The following is a 21,729-nucleotide window of genomic DNA, read 5'->3' on the forward strand; positions in this document are numbered from 1 at the left end:
TCATCAAAAGATTACAAATTTACAATCAAGTAGATCGTTTAGTAACATTTAAACAATCAAAATACCCTATGTTTCTAATAATTTGTTTTGCCTTACATTAAAACTCCTTTTAAAAAAACACTATTCTTTATATATATCAATTTGATGCCTTTATAGTTTGGGGGATTGCTGCCTCTATCAAAAGAATTCTCAATCGTCCTAATTCAAATAACAGAAAAAAGCTGTTAAAGTCTCATTTGACTTAAACAGCTTTTTTAATACAACAAATCAATTTGTTTTTTAATAATATGACTGATTGATTTTGCATTTTCTTCATTATTTCCATAAATAGATGAGTGGGTATAGCCTTCAAGTGTATGATGGCTTCCTCGATTCGTTGTTTCACAATATTCTTTATGATATTTTTCAACTTTATTTAGTAATTCCTTTTTTTTCTTTGCGTTAAATTGTAAACCACTTTGATTCGAAGCGGTTAATACTAATAAAGGAGTATTTATTTTTATTTTTAATGCTTCCTTTATACGACTGTTACTATAATTTAAGTTTTTCCATTCACTAACAACCGTCTTCCAATGTTTAAAGCTTTTTATAGAGCTAATTATTTCAGACTGATTTTCTGGGGTCGTGTTCATTATTTTATGTATGAACTTATTTGGAATGGCCTTAGTAAGGTTAATTTGATTCGCTTTCTTCATCATTAATGCAAATTGATACAATAATTTATCATATATTTTCTGCTCATGTTCCTCAAGTGTCGGATGGGTAGGATCAAGTAAAATCATTGATTGAATTGCATTTGGAAAAAGACGAGACAATTGAAACATAATATATGCACCTAAAGAATGTCCTATAGCAATCAATGGACTATTAATATTTAATGCTAGTAACAAATCATAACATTCAAATGCCTGTTGCTCTGTAGACCGTTCTGTCGTCCAAATACCGCTTTTTCCATACCCTAATCGATCGTATGTTATCACTTTGGCATACTTACTCAACTCATCTTGTAAATATCTCCACTGATGAAGTGTATGCATCATTCCGCATTCTAAAAGTACTGTAACTTTACCATCGCCTTTTATTCGAACGTGATATGTACCAAGCTCGCCAGTAACAAACAATATAACCAGCTCCAATTAGTAGGTTTGTACAATATGTCATTTTTATATTCTGTACATATATATAGATAGATTATACTCAATGAATGTGGACGTATTCAATTTTGAAGGTTTAAATTTCCACTTTTATTAACTTCATTTAAGCCCAATTCATAATTTTGATTAAAAATTTAATTTTATATAGGACAACCATAAAAACAAATAAGTATCAATCAACCATCTTACATTAGTGTCTTTGTTATTTATTTATCCTTAAAACCAACTAATGAAATAAAAAAGAGCTTAGAAAAACTTTAAGAGTTTCTCTAAGCTCTTTACCGTTAAAACTATTTAAATCGTTTCTTTTTTCACTTCATATGCTTCTTTTACTTCTTGATAAAATTGAGCTTGTGTTGCATAAAAATATGGTGCTACATAAAATGAAGCAAGGAATAAAGTAATAATTACTAATAGAGCCCAACCGATAAATGAAAGTCCTAATAAAAAGAATTTCCATTTATACCCGTACATCATTTTTCTACTTAACGTAATTGCATCTAATGGTTTCATGTCTGGATAATCTTTTAAGATATATCCAACTTGTGAATAAGCTAGAGCCTTAATAATTCCAGGGATTATTAGTAATATAGACCATAGGATTGTAAATACAACTACTAAAAATCCAACTAAAATCGCTCGAATAAATTGATGCCCACTTTTAAAATAGTAAAATAAGTCCGATATACTTTTCTCTTCATCACGAATGATTCTTAAAAAGTAAACAATTAAACCATAGCCTAGTAAAGTATTAACGAACCCAGAAATTATCTCAATTATCGTTTGCGCTCCAGCAGGAATTAGTTTTTGTTCATCAGCGTTTGGAAAAATTGTCCCAGTATAATGCTGATTAACTGGTCCAGTAAGTACCGTATGAAGTAATCCTTCTATAATTACAAAAACCACGAGAAATAATATAGCTTTTCCCCAATTACCAGCTAGTCTACTCTTAGCTGTTCTTTTAATTGCTGAAATTCTCATTTGCTCATTCCTCTCATAAAATGTCACTTTATTTTATGATGATATCGCAAACATATGAGAACAATTTCGAATTTACCTTTAATCCTTTTGTAATAATTGTAAATATTGAACCGCAAAACATGTTTTCGCGTCATGTATAGAACCTTTTTTTAACTCTTCAAGACATTCATCTAATGATAGCTCAAAAATTTCGACAAATTCATCTTCGTCTAAAGCTGCACTATTTTCTAATTTCTTTAATCCTTTTGCTACATATATATGTATGTACTCGTCTGCAAAACCAGGAGATGTGTAAAAAGATTGTATATGCTCCCACTCATCTGCAACATAGCTAGTTTCTTCTTCTAACTCTCGTTTAGCAGTAATTAGTGGCTCTTCTCCTTTTTCTAATTTACCGGCTGGTATTTCTAAAAGACTTCTTTCTAATGCTTTTCGATACTGTTCCACAAAAACAATTTTGCCTTCATCAGTAATTGGAATGACCGCTACTGCGCCAGGATGTTTCACGATTTCACGTGTACTTGTATTTCCATTCGGCAATTCAACTTTTTGATGATATAGCGATATAACTTTCCCAGTGAAAATTTTTTCTTCTGACAGAGTTTTTTCTTCAAATTTTTTCATTTTTTTCATCACCTTGTTCTATTTAATATGGTTGTCACATACATTTTATCATTTATTTAATTAAAATACTTTCTGAAACGAGGTAGTATGATGAAAATGTGTATGACAGAAAATTCTGTTGTTTTAGTCGGATCCAAAACAGAAATTTTAAAAACGCTTCAAGTTATGAGCATGCAATATAAAACTGTCCAGGAATGGATCCAAAACGCGAATGGCAAGTCGTTGTTTGTTGTAAAATAACTTTTTTTTCCCTACAATTAAATTTGGAGGGATTATCATGAAAAAACGTAAGCTTGGTTCTACATTATTACAAATATCCGAAATTGGTTTAGGTTGTATGTCTCTTGGAACGGAAGATAACGAGGCTATTTCAACTATACATGCGGCAATCGATGCTGGAATTAATTATTTTGATACTGCTGATTTATATGATTTTGGTAAAAATGAAGAAATCGTTGGAAAAGGTATAAAGGGCAAACGAGATCAAGTAATTCTTGCAACAAAAGTCGGAAACCGATGGAATAACTCAAATGATAAATGGCATTGGGATCCATCTGGTGTATATATTAAGGAAGCTGTTAAAGATAGTTTGCGTAGACTAAATACCGATTATATTGATTATTACCAGTTACATGGAGGAACAATTGAAGATCAATACGAAGAAACGGTTTACACTTTCGAGGAACTAGTAAAAGAAGGAGTAATTCGCTATTACGGAATTTCTTCAATTCGTCCGAATGTAATCAATCGCTTTGTAGATCACTCTTCAATCCAAGGCGTTATGATGCAATATAATGTATTAGAGCGTAGACCTGAAGAATTTTTTCCACGTTTTGAAAAAAACAATATTTCTGTCATTGCACGCGGTTCTGTAGCAAAAGGTCTTTTAACAAGTAATTGGGAAAAGAAATTATCTAATAAAGGTTACTTATCGTATTCAGAAAATGAATGTAAAGAAACGATTCTCAAACTGAGCCAACTGCTTGAAGAAGAACAATCCCTACATAGCTTAGCTTTGCATTATTTGCTACATCATAATGTCGTTTCCTCTTTAGCTGTTGGAGCTAGAAATAAAGAGCAATTATTAGATAATATAAAAGCCTACGATGCAAAACCTTTAAGTACACAACAAATCACACAAATCCAAGCAATTTCTCATTTATCAAAATATGAGGAGCATCGTTAAACTACTCCTTCCTACTATGGAAGGAGTCTTAATTCTTCCATTTCCCAGCTTTTTTATCGATTTCTTCTATAAACTCTTTTCTCCCTCTTTTATATTCTTTTTTGTTTTTAGGAAATTTTTTAGCAAGTTCAGTTTTTAGTTTTATATATTCCATTGCTTGATCAGTATGAGCAATCATATATTCCCTAAATGCGATATTACGTTCAATTGCATTATTTCCTTCAGCAAAGACATGAATATGAAAACTGCAATTATCTTCACACTTTATAAAAAATCTTCTATTTTGATTTGAATGATCACCCATTTGTTCATAACCTAATGTTTTTAGTACATCACCATATTCATCAAACTGATTTAAGCTTTTCACAACAATCATTAAATCAATAATCGGGTCAGCAAACATATTAGGAATTGAGGTGCTTCCTATATGATAAATTGCTACTTTCTCAGGTAATAATATTTCAATTGCCTTTTTTTCAGTTTGAAAATCAGCTTCCCACGAAGTACGATAAGGTACTATTTCAATTTGCTTTTTCATCATTAACACCTACATTTTATTTTTGAATGCATTTTTACTTTTATTTTATTATTCCCGACTTAATCCATGTAAAACAACATGAAAAAACCTTAAAAATCATAATTTGGTATTAAATTAAGTTTTGGTTAAAATACTCACATTTTCTTCTTTAATTGGTTTTTTTTTATTATAATTATTTTAGTTACTAAGATATTTAGTTACGTTAACTTTTTTATAAGTACTTCTTGTATTTTAAGGAGAGAATGAAATGTCAGAGAATCAAATCATCAGAAGTGAATTTATTCCGTCACTAATAATGGAGTTTAGAAAATTTAGCACCTCACTCGTTCTTTTTAACGAAGGGCTCGCCTCTAAACTCCATTTAAATGCGACTGATTTAAGATGTAGAGAACTACTTTACCATACTGGTCCGATAACAGCTGGAAAGTTATCTCAATTAACCCATCTTACTACCGGTGCAATAACGGGCGTAATCGACCGACTTGAGAAAGTCAACTTAGTTGAACGAATTCAAGATCCTAATGACCGTAGACGCGTAATTATTCACCCTGTGTATGATCGGGATGATGAGCTAGCAGATCTTTTTAAACCATTATCTGACTCTCTTTCTAATATTTTTAACCAGTATGATGACAAAGAGTTAACATTATTATTTAAATTTTGGAATGATATTAATGAGTTACTTCCAAAAGAGACACAAAAATTAAATAGCAATAAGGGGGAAACTTAATGGTTTCAAAAGAAAGTAAGGTTGGCTTTGTCGTAGCCGGTTTATTATTAGGAATGTTAATGGCCGCTATGGATAATACAATTGTTTCAGCTTCCATGCCAACAATTGTCGGAGAACTAGGTGGGTTAGATCAATTTATTTGGGTAACTTCAGCATATTTAGTTGCTACTATGGCAAGTATGCCAATCTTTGGTAAGTTATCAGATATGTATGGACGTAAACGCTTTTATTTATTAGGACTTATCATTTTCTTAATTGGTTCTGCATTATGTGGAACAGCAAATAGCATTGTTCAATTAAGTATTTATCGTGCAATTCAAGGGATTGGTGGAGGCTCTCTAATGCCGATTGCCTTTACTATCATTTTCGATATTTTCCCTCCTGAAAAACGAGGAAAAATGACTGGTTTATTCGGTGCAGTTTTTGGTCTTTCTAGTGTATTTGGACCATTATTAGGTGCTTATATTACTGATCAAATTGATTGGCGTTGGATTTTCTACATCAACTTACCATTAGGTATTATTTCTTTATATTTAATTTCTCAGTTTTATAAAGAAAATCTTCATCTTAGAAAACTTAAAATCGACTGGTTGGGTGCGATTACGCTTGTCGGTTCAGTTGTAAGCTTAATGTTCGCACTTGAACTTGGTGGAAATGAATATGATTGGAATTCTGGTCCAATTATTACCTTATTTGCAGTCTTTGCAGTTCTGTTTATCGCTTTTATTATTATTGAAAGAAAAGTTGAGGAGCCAATTATTTCATTTAGTTTATTTAAAAAGCAACTATTTGCGGCAACTCAAGGTGTAGCATTTTTCTACGGTTCTGCTTTCATTATTACGACTGTATTAATACCACTTTTTGTTCAATCAGTATACGGTGGTTCAGCTACAAACTCTGGTATCATTTTAATTCCGATGATGCTTGGTTCAGTTGTTGGTAGCCAGGTAGCAGGTCAATCAGTACGCAAGTTTAGTTATAGAAGCATCATGTTAGTTTCTGTTGTCTTATTCTTCATTGGAATGTATTTATTAAGTACATTAGGTACAGATACTGCTCGTTCAACTGTAACATTTTACATGATCATCGCTGGTCTTGGAATGGGTTGTTCATTCTCATTATTAAGTATGGCAACTCAACACAAAATCGAACCTCAAAAGCGAGGAATTGCTACATCAACAAATACCTTCTTTAGAACATTAGGTATGACAATCGGTGTAACAATCTTTGGTACGATTCAAAACCACGTATTTAAAAATAAATTAAGTGATTTACTAGGTAATTTAGGTGCATTTGGCAAAGTTGATTCACGTGCTTTATTATCAGCTGATGCAAGAGCTAAAATTCCACCTGAAGTACTTCATAAAATCTCAGAAGCAATGGCACATTCAGTTGCAACTACTTTTAAATGGACATTAATTCCGATCACATTAGGATTTATCGCTATTATCCTAATGGGTAAAGAAAAATTAACATTTGAAGTTAAAGAAAATCGTGCGAAAAAAGCTCAATAAACGAAAACCCGCAAGTAAATTACATTACTTGCGGGTTTTTTGTGTAATTTGTTGATAAATCGACGAACATTGACCATTTATCAACGAGTTTTAGTGATTTATCAACGGGATTCAGTCATATATCAACGAACATTGGACATATATCAACGAAGTTCACAACTTTATCAATATAGTTCACATTTTGTTCTATTTTCTCTCTCATACTAATTGAAGCTGCTATTACTTTTCGTCTTTCGCAACGCCACCGACAGACCAATTTTCTTTTTGGAATTCGTTAATTAAGATCCTTACTTGTGGTGGCTGAACGTCTAGTGTACGACAAACTACTTCATTAATTTCCCTCATTAATTGCTTTTTCAACTCTGTACTTCTACCTTCAAGCAATTGAATTTGAATGATTGGCATAAAATATTACCTCGTTACTTGAAGTGACATTGTATCGATTCCTTCAAAACGAGCTTCTACGATATCACCATCGCCAACATGAATTGCTTCTGTAATACCACCAGTTAAAATAATCATCCCTGGCTCGATTTGTTCACCGTTTTTACTCAACATCTGTACTAACTTTACGACAGATTCAACAGGATGATCTAGTACATCGGAGCTTACACCACTTTGTACTTTTTCGCCATTTTTATATAATTCAACATTAATTTGATCCCACGAAGTATATGTAGGTGAATATTGTTGTTTTCCAATGATAAATTTTGATGAAGATGCATTATCTGCTACTACATCTGTAAGTGTAAATGAGAAGTTTTTATAACGACTATCGATTACCTCTAATGCAGGTACGATATACTCAGTTGCTTCCCATACATCTTTAGCTGTTACATCTGATCCAAATAATGGCTTGTTAATCATAAATGCAATTTCTGGCTCAACTCTTGGATGGATTGATCCTTCCATCTTTAATTCATTTTCTTCTAATTCCATTGATTTCGTTAAGCGGCCATAGATTGGCTCATCAACATTAACTGATTTTTGTTTGGCAATACTTGTTAGACCCATTTTCCAACCAATTAATGGATCACCATTTTCAATCGCATAATCAATACTTAATTTTTGAATCTCATAAGCATTATTTACGTTTAACTCTGGATGTTCAATCGTAATTTTATCCATTTCTAACCCATTTTTTTGGTGCATATATATATTTTTCGCGATTTCAGTAATCATTTGATTAAACTCCTCTCAAAAAACAGACAATTTTTTATTTGCTAGCATGCATGCTACTTCTTGAATCATGTCTTCTTGCCCACCAACTACTTTTTGTTTTCCTAATTCAATTAAGATATCTCTTGCATCAACATTCCACTTTTTTGCTGCTCGATTTGCATGTAATAGGAAGCTTGAATACACACCTGCATATCCTAAAATCAGGCTTCCCTTTGTAACCTCTTGTGGTGTTTGTAAAATTGGTGCCACAATGTCTTCTGCTAAGTCCATCATTTTATAGAAATCAATTCCTGTCTTGATTCCTAAGCGCTCTAATACACCAATTAATACTTCAGTTTGAGTATTTCCTGCTCCAGCCCCTAAGCAACGAACGCTACCGTCAATTCTAGTTGCTCCTTCTTCAATCGCTACTAATGTATTTGCCATCGCTAGAGAAAGATTATTATGAGCATGGAATCCAACTTCAATATCAAGTGACCCTCGTAAAGCAGCAATACGCTCTTTTACTTCATGTGGAAGAAATGCACCTGCAGAGTCGACCATATATACAACATCCGCACCATAGCTTTCCATCAATTTTGCTTGCTCTACTAATTTCTCTACTGATGCCATATGAGACATCATTAAAAATCCTACAGTTTCTAATCCAAGCTCTTTTGACATTGAGATATGTTGTTTCGAAACATCTGCTTCAGTTACATGTGTAGCTATACGAGCCATTTTTGCTCCTATACCTGCTGCTGTTTTCAATTCTTTTACTGTTCCAATACCAGGTAATAGTAAAACAGCAATCTTTGAATGATTACATGCATTTACCGCTGCTTCGATCAATTCAAATTCATTTGTTGTCGATAAACCATATTGTAATGAAGAACCACCTAAACCGTCTCCATGTGATACTTCAATAAAAGGCATTTTTGCATCATCAAGAGCCTTTGCTATTCTTACTACTTGGTCTACAGTATACGAATGGGCAATTGCATGGCTTCCATCTCTAAGTGCTACTTCAGTTACAATGATCTCTTTTCCAAACATTGCACTCCCTCACTTTCTTTCATACTTTGTTTAAACAGTTTTTACAACTTCATATTGCGCAATCTCTTCTGCTACTCTTACTGCTGATGCAGTCATAATATCCAAGTTCCCTGCATAGCTAGGTAAGTAGTCACCCGAACCTTGAACTTCTAAATAAACTGTTACAGTGGAACCATCTATAATCGGGTCCATTCTTAATCGGTATCCAGGTACATATTCTTGAACTTTTTTAACCATTTGTTTTACTGAATTAATCATGCTTTCATGGTTAAAATCTTCATTTGTTACCTTGCAATAAACTGTATCTCTCATCATAATTGGTGGCTCTGCTGGATTTAAAATAATAATCGCTTTTCCTTTTTTAGCTCCACCAATCTCTTCTAGGCCTTTAGCTGTTGTTACAGTAAACTCATCGATATTTGCACGTGTTCCAGGTCCGGCACTTTTGCTGCTGATCGTTGCAACGATTTCTGCGTATTCAACCTCTGCAATTTGACTAATCGAATGCACAACTGGGATCGTTGCTTGCCCACCACAAGTTATTAAATTGACATTGCCTTCTACTATATGTGAACCTAAATTGACTGGCGGTACAACAAATGGTCCAATTGCAGCAGGCGTTAAATCGATGACACGTTTCTTTAATTCACCTAATACTTTTGCATGATGAAAATGTGCTTTAGCAGATGTCGCATCAAACAATAAATCAGCCATTTCTTTTCTTTCAACAAAACCTTGTATACCATTATCAATTACTTCAATTCCCATTTCCTTTGCACGATTTAATCCATCAGATTCTGGATCAATTCCAATCATCACCGTTAACTCAAGGAATGGATTATTTTGTAATTTCATCATTAAATCTGTACCAATATTACCCGAACCAATGATTCCAACCTTTAACTTATTCATAAATTCACCTCATTTATTTAAATGAAATCGATACATCACCTAGTAAAGGAAACTTTGCAGTAAATTTGTCACCAGCATTTGCATTTATTGCAGCTGATAAGGCCCCAGATAAAATAATTTCACCAGCGTTTAGCGAAATCCTAAACTCGCTTAGTTTATTCGCTAACCATGCTACACAATGAATTGGGTTGCCTAGCACTGCTTCTCCCTTACCAGAATTCATCAGTTCATCGTTACAATATAGATCCATCGCGACATTCGGTAAATCGATTTCCTTTACATCGAAACGCTCATTTCCAAGAACAAATAAACAGGAAGAAGCGTTATCAGCGACTGTATCCTCTAAGCGGATTTTCCAATTTTCAATTCTACTATCAACTACCTCTATAGCAGGCACAATATAATCCGTTGCATCAACTACGTCCTCAAACGTAACATTTGGACCGATTAAATCCTTTTTTAAAACAAATGCAATCTCAGCTTCTACTTTTGGTAAAATCATATTTCCAACTTGAACTTCACCAAAATTAGGGATATTCATATCTGTTAATAAGTGACCGTAATCTGGTTCATCTACCCCTAATAGCTCTTGCATAGCAATCGATGTTAATCCTATTTTTTTGCCAATAATTTTCTGGCCTTTTTTCAATTTTTCTTCAATATTTGTTAATTGAATTTGATAGGCTTCTCTCTCTGTTAATCCAGGATAAATCTCAGTTAAAGCTTTTATACTAACTCCAGTCTCTTCTGCTTCTTGTAGCAGAATCATTAGCTCGTCTACACTAGTAATTTTCACGGTCTTCACCCCTTTGGATTTTTATAATTTAATCGTGATATTCGATAATTCACTATAAAACTCGAAGCTATGAACTCCACCTTCACGACCTAAACCACTTTGTTTCATCCCTCCAAAAGGTGTACGTAGATCTCTTAAGTACCAAGTGTTTACCCAAATAATTCCGGCTTCAATTTGATGTGCAACACGATGAGCTCTGCGCAAATCATTTGTCCAAATTGTTGCGCCTAAACCATAGTGAGTATCATTTGCCCATTCAATTACTTCATCTTCCGTATCAAACGGCATAACTGTTACTACTGGCCCGAATATCTCTTCTCTAACACATCTAGAATCACGACTTAAACCAGTAATAATTGTAGGTGAGATAAAGCATCCTTTTTCGATTGATGCTGGTCTACTTCCTCCAGTTAAAATCTTGCCACCTTCTTCTTTGGCAATCTCGATATAAGATAATACTTTTTCGTAATGTTCTTTACTAATAACCGCACCGACTTTTGTACCTTCTTCAAACGGATCACCAATTTTTAATTCGTTTGTTTTCGCTACAAATTTATTAATAAACTCCTCAAAGATTGATCTCTGTACATAAATTCGAGATCCACATAAACAAACCTCTCCTTGATTCATAAACGATGATTTTAAAGTTGTTTCAATTACTTCATCTAAATCAGAATCTGCAAAGATAATGTTTGGATTTTTACCGCCAAGCTCAAACGATAATTTTTTTAATGTTGGAGCTGCCGCCTTCATAATTGCTGTACCTGTTTTTGTTTCACCAGTAAATGTAATTGCATCAACATCGCTATGCTCTGTTAAAGCAGCGCCTGCAGCATTTGCCCCAAATCCGTGTACAACATTTACTACTCCATCCGGTACACCTGCATCTTTACAAATTTCAGCTAAAACAGTTGCTGTCATCGGTGTCCATTCTGCTGGTTTCATAACTGCTGTATTTCCTGCTGCTAAACACGGAGCTAGCTTCCAGGTTAGTAGTAATAACGGTAGATTCCATGGGTTAATCATCCCGACTACTCCAACTGGTCTACGATATGTATAATGCAGGGCTGTTTGATCTTGGATGTGAGATTCAGAGCTTAATGTTGTAATATAGTCAGCGAAAAAGTAGAAATTATGAGCAGATCTAGTAATATCAACTTCTAAAGCAAGATCGTATGGCTTTCCAGTATCCATTGCCTCTAAAGCTGCTAGCTCTTCTTTTCGTGCTAATATTCCATCACCAATTTTTCTTAAAACTGCCGCTCTTTGATTGCTAGTAAATTGCTTCCATTCACCTTTTAGCGCTCGTTTTGCTGCTTTTACAGCTAAATCAATTTCTAGCTCTCCACCTTCAGAAACAGAACCTAAAACTTCTTCGGTTGCAGGATTTATATTTAAAAATGTTTTTTGATTATATGAAGGAATAGATTGTCCATCAATAAAGTGCTTACAATCAATCGGTAATGTTTTATTTTTTTTCTCAGTAACTTGCATAATAGGCACCTACCATTCTAATAGAATAAAAGGTGACACGAGTGCCACCAAATTTTTTTAATCCTCTATTTCTACAACCATTTCAATTTCGATCGCTGTATTATGCGGAAGCTGAGCCATCCCAACAGCTGATCTAGCATGTTTTCCTCTTTCACCAAATACTTCTACTAAAAGATCAGAAGCCCCATTCATCACCTTAGGATGATCATAGAAATCTTCTGTACTATTTACGAAGCCTAAAATTTTTACAATTCGCTTTACTTTTGAAAGGTCACCTAATTCGTACTTTAATACACTAATTAAATTTAACATTGACTCTCGAGAAGCTGCGTATCCTTCCTCGAGCGTTAATTCACGACCAAGTTTGCCACGATATTCGTCTACTCCTTGACCCGATGTAAATAGTAGATTACCAGTGCGTACAGACTTAACATAGTTTCCTGATGCAGGTCTAATCGGTTTAATTGTATAGCCTAAACTTATTAATCTATCTTCTGGAGTCAATACTTTGTTTTCCATGGAGTAAATCCGCCTCCTTTATATTTAAAAATTTCAGAGCATTTTTTCCTAAAATAGCATCTTTCATTTCTTTATTAAGATCCATTTGATTAATCACCCTTCCAGGTGGCGTTTCTCTTAATAGGAAAGGATAATCTGAACCCATCACAATTTTGTCATAACCGAAACGGTTAATTAAAAATTGAATATTAATAGGATCATAGTGAAGCGAATCAAAATAGAAATTAGTTACGTAATGACTTGGTGGATAGGCTGTTTTCCTCAAGTGTGGCCATACTTTCCAGCCTTGATCTAGCCTAGGTAGAATAAATGGGAATGAACCTCCACCATGGGCAAAGCAAATCTTTAATTTTGGATATTTTTCAATGACTCCACCAAATGTTAAGCTAGCAGCCGCTAAAGCTGTTTCGCTCGGCATTCCGACCGTGTACATAAAATTATGATCTGGAGTACGGTCTTTCGCTAATGTTTCCCATGGATGAATAAACAATGGTACATTCCATTTTTCAGCCATTTCAAAAAATGGACTAAATTCATCACTGTCTAAATTTATGCCATTTACATTCGTACCAATTTCTAATCCGCTTAATCCAAGTGTATGAATACAGCGATCCATTTCTTGAATTGCGATTTCAGCATTCTGCATCGGTACTGTCCCTAATCCAATAAATTTTGATGGATTATTTTTAACCGTATTCGCTATAAAATCATTTTGAATTTGCGCCATTTCCAATGCGACTTGAGCTGGTGCCCAATACGAAAATGTAACTGGAATTGGTGACAACACTTGCATTGTGACACCTTCATTATTCATGTCCTCAATTCTCTTTTCAGGACTCCATACTTGATCAGTTACTTCTCTAAATACTTTCCCAGCGACCATAATATTGGCACCACAAGAACATGTCGGTTGTAAAATTGGCCATCTTTCATGACCATATTTTTCAAAAAAATTCGGTAAGTCCTCAGGAATTATATGTGTATGAAAGTCTATACGCATACCCATTCATCCGCTTCCTCCTTCATGACATGACCACAGCATTTACATGTTCTCAACTCAAGGCTGCCATTGAATTGTTCAATTGCTTCTTTGACTTGTGTTCCAATATCAGTTAATTGAACAGTCGTTTTATGCATTTCTTCATTACATTCATCACAGAACCAAACAAAGCTTTCTAATTCACCTTCTGCTCTTTTTCGTTCAAGAACAATTCCATATGAATCTTTTACTCTATGAGGTGAATGTGGAACAAAAGAAGGAAGCATAAAAATTTCACCTTCACCAACTGTTACAACTTCACGCTTTCCATCTGGTGTAATACACTCAACATAACAACTACCTTTAATTTGATAGAAAAATTCGTCTGCAGGATCAATATGGAAGTCTCTACGTTTATTTGGTCCTCCAATGATCATTGCAGCATACTCAGAATCTTCCCAAATAACTTTATTATTAACTGGTGGTTTTAATAGCTCTTTATTATCCTCAATCAATTTGAAAATATTAAAAACTCGACTTTTAAGATTCATCCTTATTCCTCCAATTAATTCTATTTTTCAATTTTTAGTAAGCGCTATCATTACGCATTAATATAACCAAGCTGATTTGAGACTGTTTTAGCAGTTTTAACAACATCCTGTATCATACGACCAATATCCTGACTCATCATATACGAAACTGGTCCAACCATATTTAACGCCGCAAAAGTGTGTCCCGTATATGTTTGAATTGGAGCTGCAATCCCAAATAACCCAAGATCATTTTCATTATTGCTAATGCTATAACCATTCTCTTTAATTGCAGTCATTTCTTTTTTTAATGAATCAATATTTGTAATCGTATTTGTTGTATAAGCTTTAAAACCTCTTTCCATCGTTGGCTTTAAGTATGCTGGATTATATGATAGTAGAATTTTTCCGGTACTTGTACAATATGCAGGTCGTTTAGCACCTACAAATGTCGGAACTGGTATGGAATGTTTAGAGGATACTTTTAAAACAAATCTTACGTCCCCTTTATCAAACATTCCGATATGGACTGTACTATTATAATTTTTTAGTAAATTTTCTAATAATGGAATAGCCTCACTATAAATATCTTGCTGATGCATAACGTGATTACTCCACTCAAGTAACTTCCATCCAAGTCGATACTTTTTTTTGTTATCTTGAATTAGAATCCCTTCAGTACAAAGAGTTCGTACTAAATGATGGACAGAGCTTGCATTCATATTTAACTTTTCGGCTATTTCCAAATTTCCCAACACTGGTTCTTCTTCTGTAAAGCAATCTAAAATTCTAGCAATCTTTTGAACTGAAGAGATCATTTAGATTCCCTCCATCTTAACGCTAAATTTCATAAAACCCCTGCTTTCTAAAATTACTCAGTTAACTTTAGAATTCGCTAGATTAGTTGATACTCCTTTTAAGTTTTTTGCACCATTTATTGCATCATCTACCATACTAAATGTTTTTTTGCGTTTCATTTGATTATAGTAAATTGCTCTTTTACGAATTGGATCACCTGTATAGTATCTTTCATATTGAAGTGCTCTTTGTCCAAAAGCTTCTCCACATAAATCCCAAGCAAGTTTAAATAGCTGCACTCGCTCTAAAGATGACACGCCTTCACGTCCAACATAGTATTTATCCATAGCATCTCTTAGCTCTGGATGTTCGAAGTCTGCTTCAGTTGGTGACATTAATAATCCACCTGCACCGATTGTTTGAATGACTTCAATTGCTCTTGGATACATAGTTGGAAGTAATCCGCGAATTGTCTCTAGCGGTTCCCATGCCGGTCTTACTTCGCCTGAAGGTAGAGTTTCATATTCAGTTTCTGATACTCGTAGTAAAGCACGAATTGTTTCAACTGATTGCAGTAATTCACCTAAGTCATTTTGTACATTTAAATAAACATCTACCCCAATTGAATCAGCTAGCTTGCAAGCCACTTCCACTGCAAACGCTAATTTCACATAGCCTCTTACACCAGACTGATGCGCAGGTTGTTGTGCAATACCTGTTTTTGGATATAAATTATTTGCCGCTTCAACATTATTATGAATAAATACACGATTCCAAGGAACTAACACATCTTCAAATACAAGTACAGCATCCATCTCTTCAAATCTAGAAGCTAGTGGATGATCAAAGAATGATCTTTTCCCATCTTGCATTTGCTCTCTACATAAAATCTTTAATCCTGGAGTATCAACTGGAATTGCGAACGCTAATGCATATCGCTCATCACCTTGATGAAATCCTGGGAATGAATAAATGATTACTTCATCTGTGATTGGTGCTAAAGTAGCAAGCATTTTAGCTCCTCTAACGACTAAACCATCAACCGTTTCCTCTACAGCACCTAAATGAGTAAAAAGATCTTTTTGCTCATAAGATGGTTTGCTACGATCATTTTGCGGGTTAATAATTGCGTGGGTTAAGAAAATGTCATTATCACGTACAAATTTAAAATAATTTTGTACATTTTTTGACCACTCTGGATTATATTTATCTAAAAACCATGAATTACTAGCCATTGAAGTTAATACAATGTTCAAGAAATCCGGTGTTCTTCCCATTAAACCGAATGTTGACTTAGCATATGCTTCAAACAACTCTCCACGTTTTTTAATATCTTCAGATGATTTCGGTACTAAAAAAGCATTAGAAATTCGCTCACCAGTTTCTTCACAAATATGTGTAATCTTGTCTTGATAAGCTGGATCGAACTGCATATCATATAACTTTGCAATCTCCAAAATAGGTTGTTTAAACACTGGATGGTTTACGATATCTTCAACCTTTTCTCCACCTAACCATACGTCTGGTTTTCTTGATTTAAAGCCTTCAATATATTGCGCCCCTGTACGAATTCCCATTTATTAATTCCTCCACTCCGATATGTAATTTTTTATATTTGTTTTTTAAATCGAATCCGGAAATTTTTAAAGCGCTTTCATAAATACCGATTTCGCTATCTTAAATTATTTACACCACCTACTACTATTTAATTAACTTAATTTCACTATAAAAAATTATAAAATTTAGAACAATCAAAAAATTTCATAATATGAAATTTTCTATTAAAAATGTTTAATTATTTAGTAGATAATAAGATTTCCTGAAAGTCAGTCGTTATTGACAAACCATTAAACTGAGAAAAATTGTTGATCTCATTTAGGCATAATGTGAGGGTATCTTAATGGTGGATTTCCAATTAGCGTTGATTTTATGACCCTTTTTATAGATATTTAGTAGATTTCTAAAGGTTTAAAGCAAAATTACTCATTTTCCACTTTTTGTATCTACTTTTGAACAATTATTAAAGCGGGATACCCTAACCGGTATAGGTATGATCCGAACTATTTTCGGATTCTAGGAAATTTAATTGCAGTTTTACTAGTTTTATTTGCAGTTTCTCTGTTTATAATTGTACTTCGACCTTTATTTGCACTTTATGATTTCTTATTTGTACATTTAACAGTTTTATTTGCACGGTCAACGCTCTTATTTGCACTTTGACTTTTAATACTACTCTTCTTTTAAATATGACCTATAAATAAAAAATAAGGATGCCTAATTTTTTTAGGACATCCCCATTTCAGATTGTTAAAAAACACTTTCGACAATCTAGAAATACGTCTTATTTAAAATCTTTCCAAGAAATACTACTCTCGTTTAGCAACTCTTCAAACGATTTATTTTTCTCACGCAATCGTTTTTCTTCACGAACTCGAGCTTCTTCTTCCTCTTTGAGCTTTGTTTCATTTTCTTGTAATTGTTTTTTTGTATTTTTTAATTTTTGAAGAACCTCTTCATTCATTAATGAACCTAATGATATTTTTTCTTTCTGCTCATATGTTGGTTTTACTTGTTGCTGCGGCTTTCTTTTTTTCATTTTATATCACCTTCCATATCAAATATTTTATCATGAAATTTCAAAAATTGCCTGTAGCAACATATTTGAATTAGATTGGTCTAGTGTCTCAATCATAGCGTATAAAAAGTTAAACATCACATTAATCTTAAAACTATTGTATTTTTCTTATAAGCACAAAAAAACCGACAATCTAGTCGGTTTTATATAGGCATTGATTTAAATTTTATCTACTTTTAATGGCATAACCATTTTTTACGATTAAAAACTACCCAATATCATAAAATCTACAAGAACGCCACTTACTGGATTTTCTGAGCCTAATACACTAATTCCTAGAACAGTTACACCACTAATATTCGTTACATTGGCTGATACATATTTTCCAGATATATTCTTCTCTCTCATTTGCACTCTCGGTCTTGAATTTATGTTGACATTAGTAGAATATACACTTGCCACAGCATAATCAATTGCAGTTAATAAGGAATTACCAGTAGATAGTCCATTGTCTGTAAAGTAAAGTGTCGCTACACCATTTGCGTCCGAGGTGGCTTGTCCATAAACAATTCGCTTTACTTTTTTTGGATGTGATTCTCCTGCTTTTAATACTTGAAAAGCTGTTGGTGATAGTGAAAAAAATTCAACACTCATAGCGATTCTCCTTGTAATAATTTAATCTCTATTACAAACACAAAATTGGCTCGGATTTTATAATTTTATTCAATTGAAAAGAAAAAATAGTCATTAAAAATGAATGATTGTCCAATTTATTACTATTTTATGTACAGTTTGTTTGTTTGTGACTCTTACTTGACATGACGTCAGGATTACTCTTGGTTAGAAACTGTTTTCTTTCCTTATCAAAAAGTTTAGCTTCACTTACTTTTTTTATCAGATTCCTAGATTTACTTTTTTTATTTGATTAAAAGTTTATCGCATTCCCAATTTTATAACAGGAACAAAAAGCAACAACTTTTTTACTTTTTTGTGTCCTAATTGTCAAAAACTAATTAATAAAATATTCTTTTTCTTATGATAAAATTTACTAAAAAAGGAGTGGTATGATGGCTAGTGCAGACCAATTAATTAAAGAAAAGTTTGTTTGTTCAAAGTGTAAACATACGCAAGCTCAGATTAAAGAGGTATCTATGTCTGGGGCAGGTTTAAGTAAGTTGCTAGATATTGATTATAATCATTTTTTATTTGTTTCTTGTTTAAACTGCGGTTTTGTTGAGGTTTATAATCCTTCCATTTTAGAAGGAAAAACCCGCGGTGAGTTAACTACTATTCTTGATCTTCTTTTTGGATAAGAGAGTGATGATTCTACTATGATAATCTGGCTTGTAGTGATTGTATTTTTTCTTATTTATTTTATTGGTGTGGGTTATTATTTTACGCAGCAAGTTTTGTTTATGAAAACAAATTCGCTTGAGTTCATTTATCAGCGGGAGTTGGATAATTTCCGTTTTGATGAAGATTTGTATCGCTCGTTTCAAAAGAAATCTTTTTCTGTTCAATCTCGTTATGGATACGAATTAAAAGGGTATTTATTTGAGGCATTTGATACAAATAATTGGGTCATTATTACTCATGGTGTAACCGTTAATAAGAACAACTCAATTAAATATGCTGAGTTATTTTTAAAGCTTGGTTTTAATGTACTTACTTATGATCATAGACGACATGGTGAATCTGGTGGTACAACAACTAGTTATGGCTATTATGAAAAATATGATTTACAAACGATTGTTCACTATTTAAAAGTTTTAAAAGGTGATATCGTTCTTGGCATTCACGGGGAATCAATGGGAGCATGTACGATGCTACAATACGCTGGTTTTGTTGAAGATTCTGCAGCCTTTTACATTTCAGATTGTGCCTTCTCTACTTTTGAAAAACAGCTTACATATCGTTTAAAAATGGATTATAAAATTCCAAAGTGGGCTATTCTTCCCGTCTCAAGCATTTGGTTAAAGCTTCGGAATGGATTTTTCATTAAAGATATTTCCCCATTACTTGCAACAAATAATATAAAAAAACCTGTATTATTTATTCATAGTAAACAAGACGATTATATTCCTTATACAAACACAATTCATTTATATGAAGCAAATCAAGGTGAAAAAGAATTATTCATTGCCGAAAATGGTGCACATGCCATGAGTTTGAACGAAAATAAAGAAGAATATTATTCCATCGTTTCATCTTTTTTAAAAAATATTGAAATTGAACATAATTCATTATAAAAAATGGACAGAGTTTTTTTTTCTCTGTCCATTTTTTTTGACTCTTAAAGAGCCGCTTCTAAAATTTTCAACGCATCTTCTTGATCCAATTTTTTAAAGTAACCAAATGGACCATATTTAACTGTTTTAGCAGCCATTTCAGATAGTTGCTCTTTTGTTATACCATACTCGCTTAAACGACTTGGCGCACCAATTGAGCTCCAGAATGTGCGTAAAGCTTTAATTCCTGCTAATGCCCACTCTTCTTTTGACATTGAATCTTGTTGAATGTCAAATACTCTATTTGCAAATTGACAGAATCGATCTACATTTTCACTCATTACATATTCCATCCAATGAGGGAAAATTATTGCTAATCCTCCTCCATGAGGAATATCTGATACTGCAGATACTGCATGTTCAATATTGTGTGTTGCCCAATCACCTTGCACACCCATGCTTAAAATTCCGTTTAATGCCATTGTTCCACTATATAATAGTGTTTCGCGTGCTTCGTAATTATCTAAAGTTTCAACTGCAACAGGTGCAGTTTCAATAACTGTTTTTAAAATTCCTTCACAGAATCGATCTTGAATTTTTGTATTTGTTCCATGATGGAAATATGACTCAATAACATGTGACATAATATCCACTGATCCATATACGGTTTGATCGCGAGGAACTGTAAATGTATTTTGTGGATCTAATATTGAAAATGTTGGGTAACTGAACTTACTTCCCCAGCCTAATTTTTCATTTGTTTCCCAGTTTGTAATAACTGACCCAGCGTTCATTTCTGAACCAGTTGCTGCAAGCGTTAATACTGTTCCAAATTTTAATGCATCCGTTGGGACTGCTTTTCGAGTAATAACATCCCAAATCTCACCATCAAATTTTGCTCCTACAGCAATCGCTTTTGTACAGTCGATTACAGATCCTCCACCTACTGCTAAAACAAAGTCAATACTTTCTTCTTTACAAAGTTGTATACCTTTATGAACTGTTGATAACCTTGGATTTGGTTCAACCCCACTCAGTTCAAAAACCGCTTTGTCAGCTTCTTTAAGAATACCTACAATTTGATCATATAGGCCATTCCTTTTAATACTTCCACCACCGTATACAAGTAACACATTCTTTCCAAAAGTAGTCGCTTTATCTTTTAACTTTTGTACACTATCTTTACCAAAGATTAATTCAGTTGGATTTGCAAATGTAAAAAAATTCATCTATATCCCTCCTTAAGTCAAATATAATTTTAACTTAAATAGGCAAAAGGATGCATCTTAAACGACTTTTGTTTGGAATATTTTTTTATTTATAGGGAAAACTAAATAATCGTATGGATGGTTCATTATATATCTAACTTTCTCATATTTAAATCCTACTTTTTCATATAATCGACGAACAGACGGTTTATCTTGATCAACATTTAATGAAACTCGCGTAACCCCTTTGTCTTTAGCAAAAGAAAGTAAACCATTTAATAATTCTGTTCCAATTCCTTTGCCTTGATAATCTGGGTGCACTGATAATGTATCAATATAAAAATCTTCATCATCTGCTTCTCGATCTACTTGAACGTTTTGGAGATTTAAATTACGACTAATTATTTCAAGCATTTCACGATCAAGTACGGATAATTCTAAGGAATGATAGGCTATGATTAGCCCGACTACTTTTCCTTCTGTTTCTTTTACTAAACAATTATGGTAACTTAGCCTATTTTGTTCTGATTGAACATAATATTCTAAAATTGGAATAGCCTGTTCATATGATGATGTCCCAGTTAACATGAATACAATCTCTTCAATCGCTTGTACAACTAGAGGGACAATTTGTTTTGTATCTTCTCTTTTAGCTAATCGAATCATGATTGTCACTCCTTATTATGATATATTCTGTTTAGATTAAGCATTTTTTAGTATTTTAAAAAACAACTTTATTATTTTAT

Annotated in this window: 25 protein-coding genes; 6 read left to right on the forward strand and 19 right to left on the reverse strand. The window is 33.3% G+C overall.

Annotation, left to right across the window (positions count from 1 at the left end; translation table 11 throughout):
• Nucleotides 1-254: 254 nt before the first annotated feature.
• From ACFCYN_RS15485 to ACFCYN_RS15495, 3 genes are all read right to left on the reverse strand, one after another.
• The gene (locus tag ACFCYN_RS15485; protein ID WP_172444058.1) at nt 255-1,121 is read right to left on the reverse strand and encodes an alpha/beta fold hydrolase; all 867 of its coding nucleotides are present in this window, start codon (nt 1,119-1,121) and stop codon (nt 255-257) included.
• A 327-nt stretch (nt 1,122-1,448) separates the two neighbouring features.
• Nucleotides 1,449-2,135: a DUF975 family protein gene (locus ACFCYN_RS15490; protein ID WP_172444057.1), complete on the reverse strand. Its 687-nt coding sequence runs from the start codon at nt 2,133-2,135 to the stop codon at nt 1,449-1,451.
• Nucleotides 2,136-2,213: 78 nt separating this feature from the next.
• On the reverse strand, nt 2,214-2,759 hold the full coding sequence (locus ACFCYN_RS15495) for an NUDIX domain-containing protein (RefSeq protein ID WP_172444056.1): 546 nt from the start codon (nt 2,757-2,759) through the stop codon (nt 2,214-2,216).
• An 87-nt stretch (nt 2,760-2,846) separates the two neighbouring features.
• On the opposite strand from ACFCYN_RS15495, the gene mciZ reads away from it, so the two are divergent.
• Entirely contained in the window at nt 2,847-2,999 is a 153-nt protein-coding gene (mciZ, locus tag ACFCYN_RS15500) for a Z-ring formation inhibitor MciZ (protein WP_098170960.1), read from the forward strand.
• A gap of 37 nt (nt 3,000-3,036) precedes the next feature.
• Entirely contained in the window at nt 3,037-3,945 is a 909-nt protein-coding gene (locus ACFCYN_RS15505) for an aldo/keto reductase (RefSeq protein ID WP_375950231.1), read from the forward strand.
• 28 nt (nt 3,946-3,973) lie between these two features.
• Here ACFCYN_RS15505 and ACFCYN_RS15510 read toward each other — a convergent pair whose 3' ends face one another.
• The gene (locus ACFCYN_RS15510) at nt 3,974-4,483 is read right to left on the reverse strand and encodes a GrpB family protein (RefSeq protein ID WP_172444054.1); all 510 of its coding nucleotides are present in this window, start codon (nt 4,481-4,483) and stop codon (nt 3,974-3,976) included.
• Between the two features lie 247 nt (nt 4,484-4,730).
• On the opposite strand from ACFCYN_RS15510, the gene ACFCYN_RS15515 reads away from it, so the two are divergent.
• The gene (locus ACFCYN_RS15515) at nt 4,731-5,213 is read left to right on the forward strand and encodes a MarR family winged helix-turn-helix transcriptional regulator (protein ID WP_172444053.1); all 483 of its coding nucleotides are present in this window, start codon (nt 4,731-4,733) and stop codon (nt 5,211-5,213) included.
• Nucleotides 5,213-6,727, forward strand: a complete 1,515-nt coding sequence (locus tag ACFCYN_RS15520) for an MDR family MFS transporter (RefSeq protein ID WP_098120953.1) — start codon at nt 5,213-5,215, stop codon at nt 6,725-6,727. The genes ACFCYN_RS15515 and ACFCYN_RS15520 overlap by 1 nt, the downstream gene beginning before the upstream one ends.
• 219 nt (nt 6,728-6,946) lie before the next feature.
• On the opposite strand, the gene ACFCYN_RS15525 is transcribed toward ACFCYN_RS15520, so the two are convergent.
• From ACFCYN_RS15525 to ACFCYN_RS15585, 13 genes are all read right to left on the reverse strand, one after another.
• On the reverse strand, nt 6,947-7,132 hold the full coding sequence (locus tag ACFCYN_RS15525; RefSeq protein ID WP_375950234.1) for a tautomerase family protein: 186 nt from the start codon (nt 7,130-7,132) through the stop codon (nt 6,947-6,949).
• Nucleotides 7,133-7,138: 6 nt separating this feature from the next.
• Nucleotides 7,139-7,909 carry a 2-keto-4-pentenoate hydratase gene (locus ACFCYN_RS15530; protein ID WP_172444051.1) on the reverse strand — a complete coding sequence of 257 codons (771 nt, stop codon included), beginning with the start codon at nt 7,907-7,909 and terminating at the stop codon, nt 7,139-7,141.
• 15 nt (nt 7,910-7,924) lie between these two features.
• Nucleotides 7,925-8,944 carry a 4-hydroxy-2-oxovalerate aldolase gene (gene dmpG / locus ACFCYN_RS15535; RefSeq protein WP_172444050.1) on the reverse strand — a complete coding sequence of 340 codons (1,020 nt, stop codon included), beginning with the start codon at nt 8,942-8,944 and terminating at the stop codon, nt 7,925-7,927.
• Between the two features lie 30 nt (nt 8,945-8,974).
• Nucleotides 8,975-9,856: an acetaldehyde dehydrogenase (acetylating) gene (locus tag ACFCYN_RS15540; protein ID WP_375950237.1), complete on the reverse strand. Its 882-nt coding sequence runs from the start codon at nt 9,854-9,856 to the stop codon at nt 8,975-8,977.
• 13 nt (nt 9,857-9,869) lie between these two features.
• Entirely contained in the window at nt 9,870-10,625 is a 756-nt protein-coding gene (locus tag ACFCYN_RS15545; RefSeq protein WP_375950250.1) for a 2-keto-4-pentenoate hydratase, read from the reverse strand.
• Nucleotides 10,626-10,673: 48 nt separating this feature from the next.
• The gene (locus ACFCYN_RS15550) at nt 10,674-12,146 is read right to left on the reverse strand and encodes an aldehyde dehydrogenase (RefSeq protein ID WP_375950239.1); all 1,473 of its coding nucleotides are present in this window, start codon (nt 12,144-12,146) and stop codon (nt 10,674-10,676) included.
• Between the two features lie 57 nt (nt 12,147-12,203).
• Entirely contained in the window at nt 12,204-12,665 is a 462-nt protein-coding gene (locus ACFCYN_RS15555) for a RidA family protein (protein ID WP_098120944.1), read from the reverse strand.
• The gene (locus ACFCYN_RS15560; RefSeq protein ID WP_375950241.1) at nt 12,634-13,671 is read right to left on the reverse strand and encodes an amidohydrolase family protein; all 1,038 of its coding nucleotides are present in this window, start codon (nt 13,669-13,671) and stop codon (nt 12,634-12,636) included. The genes ACFCYN_RS15555 and ACFCYN_RS15560 overlap by 32 nt, the downstream gene beginning before the upstream one ends.
• Nucleotides 13,656-14,195, reverse strand: a complete 540-nt coding sequence (locus ACFCYN_RS15565; protein ID WP_172444045.1) for a 3-hydroxyanthranilate 3,4-dioxygenase — start codon at nt 14,193-14,195, stop codon at nt 13,656-13,658. Before ACFCYN_RS15565 ends, ACFCYN_RS15560 begins: the two co-directional genes overlap by 16 nt.
• 50 nt (nt 14,196-14,245) lie before the next feature.
• Nucleotides 14,246-14,992 carry an IclR family transcriptional regulator gene (locus ACFCYN_RS15570; protein WP_172444044.1) on the reverse strand — a complete coding sequence of 249 codons (747 nt, stop codon included), beginning with the start codon at nt 14,990-14,992 and terminating at the stop codon, nt 14,246-14,248.
• A gap of 57 nt (nt 14,993-15,049) precedes the next feature.
• Nucleotides 15,050-16,549, reverse strand: coding sequence for a 4-hydroxyphenylacetate 3-hydroxylase family protein (locus ACFCYN_RS15575; protein ID WP_098170970.1), 1,500 nt, complete (start codon nt 16,547-16,549; stop codon nt 15,050-15,052).
• A 764-nt stretch (nt 16,550-17,313) separates the two neighbouring features.
• Nucleotides 17,314-17,568 carry a YqkE family protein gene (locus ACFCYN_RS15580; protein WP_172444042.1) on the reverse strand — a complete coding sequence of 85 codons (255 nt, stop codon included), beginning with the start codon at nt 17,566-17,568 and terminating at the stop codon, nt 17,314-17,316.
• Nucleotides 17,569-17,808: 240 nt separating this feature from the next.
• The gene (locus ACFCYN_RS15585; protein ID WP_172444041.1) at nt 17,809-18,201 is read right to left on the reverse strand and encodes a hypothetical protein; all 393 of its coding nucleotides are present in this window, start codon (nt 18,199-18,201) and stop codon (nt 17,809-17,811) included.
• A 413-nt stretch (nt 18,202-18,614) separates the two neighbouring features.
• Between ACFCYN_RS15585 and ACFCYN_RS15590 the strand changes: the two genes are divergently transcribed.
• The gene (locus ACFCYN_RS15590) at nt 18,615-18,860 is read left to right on the forward strand and encodes a zinc ribbon domain-containing protein (RefSeq protein ID WP_216854079.1); all 246 of its coding nucleotides are present in this window, start codon (nt 18,615-18,617) and stop codon (nt 18,858-18,860) included.
• Between the two features lie 18 nt (nt 18,861-18,878).
• The gene (locus ACFCYN_RS15595; RefSeq protein WP_375950245.1) at nt 18,879-19,796 is read left to right on the forward strand and encodes an alpha/beta hydrolase; all 918 of its coding nucleotides are present in this window, start codon (nt 18,879-18,881) and stop codon (nt 19,794-19,796) included.
• Nucleotides 19,797-19,840: 44 nt separating this feature from the next.
• Here the strand turns inward: ACFCYN_RS15595 and ACFCYN_RS15600 are convergent, their stop codons facing one another.
• Nucleotides 19,841-21,004: an iron-containing alcohol dehydrogenase gene (locus ACFCYN_RS15600; RefSeq protein ID WP_172444038.1), complete on the reverse strand. Its 1,164-nt coding sequence runs from the start codon at nt 21,002-21,004 to the stop codon at nt 19,841-19,843.
• 57 nt (nt 21,005-21,061) lie between these two features.
• On the reverse strand, nt 21,062-21,649 hold the full coding sequence (locus tag ACFCYN_RS15605; protein WP_375950247.1) for a GNAT family N-acetyltransferase: 588 nt from the start codon (nt 21,647-21,649) through the stop codon (nt 21,062-21,064).
• Nucleotides 21,650-21,729 lie beyond the last annotated feature (80 nt).

The organism is Gottfriedia sp. NPDC056225, assembly GCF_042267765.1.
Taxonomy (GTDB): Bacteria; Bacillota; Bacilli; order Bacillales; family Bacillaceae_G; genus Gottfriedia.